We start from the raw sequence: 2,419 nt of genomic DNA on the forward strand, positions 1-2,419 counted from the left end.
GATCGTCGAGTTCGCGCGCGAACTGCAGCAGACGGAGAAGATGGGGCCGATCGAGGCTGCGCTGGAAGCAGCGCGCCTGCGGCTGCGTCCGATCCTGATGACGTCGCTCGCGTTCATTCTCGGCGTGATGCCGCTCGCGATCAGCAACGGCGCGGGTTCGGCCAGCCAGCACGCGATCGGTACGGGCGTGATCGGCGGGATGATCACGGCGACGTTCCTCGCGATCTTCATGATCCCGATGTTCTTCGTGAAGATCCGTGCGATCTTCAGCGGCGAGAAGGAAGACGTCGACGAGGCGCTGCGCCTGGCTCAGGAGCACTCGCACCACGAAGAGAAGCCGGGCAACGGCGACGAAGGCAACAAGGGACAGTGATGATGCAAAAACACGCTTTGACTGCAATCGCAGTCGCGCTCTTTGCCACGGGCTGCACGATGGCGCCGCACTACAAGCGGCCCGACGCACCCGTCGCGCAGGCGTACCCGGCCGGCGGCGTCTACGCGACGCAGCCGGGCGCAGCCGGCGCGCGCAGCGCGAACGGCCAGGCGGCGACTGCCATCGGCTGGCGCGAGTTCTTCGTCGATCCGCGCCTGCAGCGGCTGATCGAGATCGCGCTGAAAAACAACCGCGACCTGCGCGTGTCGGTGCTCAATATCGAGGCGGCGCGTGCTCAGTACCAGATCACGCGTGCGGGGCTGTTCCCGACGCTCGACGGTACGGGCACGGGCAACATCCAGCGTCTGCCGGCCGGTGTGTCGACGACGAGGGCGCCGCTGATTTCGCGCACCTATAACGTTGGATTGTCCGCGTCGTGGGAGCTCGACCTGTTCGGCCGCGTGCAGAGCCTGAAGGATCAGGCGCTCGCGCAATACCTGTCGACCGCGTATGCGCGGCAGGCGTCGGAGATCTCGCTGGTGTCGCAGGTGGCGGATCAATACCTGACGCTGCTGTCGACCGACGACCTGCTGAAGGTCACGGAGGACACGCTGAAGACCGCGCAGGCATCGTACGACCTGACCAAGCTGCAGTTCGACAACGGTACGGGCTCGGAGCTCGAGCTGCGTCAGGCGCAGACGGTCGTCGAGACGGCGCTCGCGAACCAGCAGGCGCAGGCCCGTGCCCGCGCGCAGGCGCTGAACGCGCTGGTGCTGCTGATCGGCGAGCCGCTGCCGGACGACCTGCCGGCGGGCATGCCGCTCGATGCGCAGAACCTGCTGACGGACGTGCCCGCTGGCCTGCCGTCGGATCTGCTGACGCGTCGTCCTGACGTGATGCAGGCCGAGCAGACGCTGCTGGCCGCGAACGCGAACATCGGCGCGGCGCGCGCGGCGTTCTTCCCGAAGATTTCGCTGACGGGCGCGTTCGGCACCGCGAGCCCGACGCTGGGCGGCCTGTTCAAGGCCGGCACGGCGGCATGGTCGTTCGCGCCGAGCATCGCACTGCCGATCTTCGAGGGCGGGCAGAACATCGCGAACCTCGATCTCGCGCACGTGCAGAAGCGCATCGAGATCGCGAACTACGAGAAGGCGATCCAGTCGGCATTCCGCGAAGTGTCGGATGGCCTCGCCGCACGCGGCACGTACGACCAGCAGATCGCGGCGCTCGAGCGCAACGAGCACGCGCAGCAACGTCGTTTCGACTTGTCGGACCTGCGTTACAAGAACGGTGTCGACAGCTACCTGTCGGTGCTGACCGCGCAGACGGATCTGTACTCGGCGCAGCAGTCGCTGATCAGCGCACGCCTGGCACGCTGGACGAACCTGGTCGACCTGTACCGCGCGCTCGGCGGCGGCTGGATCCAGCATGCCGGCGAAGCGCCGCGCGCGCCGGATGCGCCGGTCGACTACGACAAGGCGGCGGCTCCTGCGCCCGCGTCGGCAACGGCGACGAACGGGTAAGCACCGAGAAGGGCGGGCGCGGGTCACCGCGCTTGCCCTTCGAACCGGCTGTATGCGGAAACGAGAACGCCACGGACGAAAGTCCGTGGCGTTTTCTTTTGCGCTGCCGGATCGTGCGGGAAATCAAGCAAAACGCCACGGCATGCCGTGGCGTTTTTCGTTACCGCTTCGCGCCATCGTCCGGCGCGGCGCGATCAGTGGTGCACGTCGGCGGGCCGCCCATCGAAATCGTGCCCCGCGCGCCGAATCTCGCAGCGCGCATCCTTTTTCGCCTTTCACGCCGTTGAACACGATGTTCAGGATCACGGCCGTGGCCGATGCCAGCAGGATGCCGCTGTGCAGGATCGGTGCGAGCGCGGGCGGCAGCTTCGAGAAGAAGTGCGGCGACACGACCGGCACGAGGCCCATGCCGACGCTCACCGCGACGATGAACAGGTTGTGCGAGTTCTGCACGAAGTCGACCTTCGACAGCACCTTGATGCCGTTCGCGGCGACCATCCCGAACATCACGATGCCTGCGCCG

The 2,419-nt window shown here is 66.9% G+C and carries 2 protein-coding genes and 1 pseudogene; 2 read left to right on the top strand and 1 reads right to left on the bottom strand.

Features of this window, described 5'->3' with window-relative positions; genetic code table 11:
- Both JMF90_RS33480 and JMF90_RS33485 read left to right on the top strand, forming a co-directional pair.
- Positions 1–373: efflux RND transporter permease subunit (locus tag JMF90_RS33480; RefSeq protein WP_201326032.1), on the top strand; the 373-nt coding region annotated here is incomplete at its 5' end.
- The gene (locus JMF90_RS33485) at positions 373–1,896 is read left to right on the top strand and encodes an efflux transporter outer membrane subunit (protein WP_011546091.1); all 1,524 of its coding nucleotides are present in this window, start codon (positions 373–375) and stop codon (positions 1,894–1,896) included. The genes JMF90_RS33480 and JMF90_RS33485, both read left to right, overlap by 1 nt.
- Before the next feature lie 194 nt (positions 1,897–2,090).
- Here the strand turns inward: JMF90_RS33485 and JMF90_RS33490 are convergent.
- Positions 2,091–2,419, bottom strand: a pseudogene (locus tag JMF90_RS33490) (solute carrier family 23 protein); the annotation flags it as partial.

Source organism: Burkholderia sp. E168m23 (assembly GCF_016586125.1).
GTDB classification, from domain to species: Bacteria; Pseudomonadota; Gammaproteobacteria; order Burkholderiales; family Burkholderiaceae; genus Burkholderia; species Burkholderia orbicola.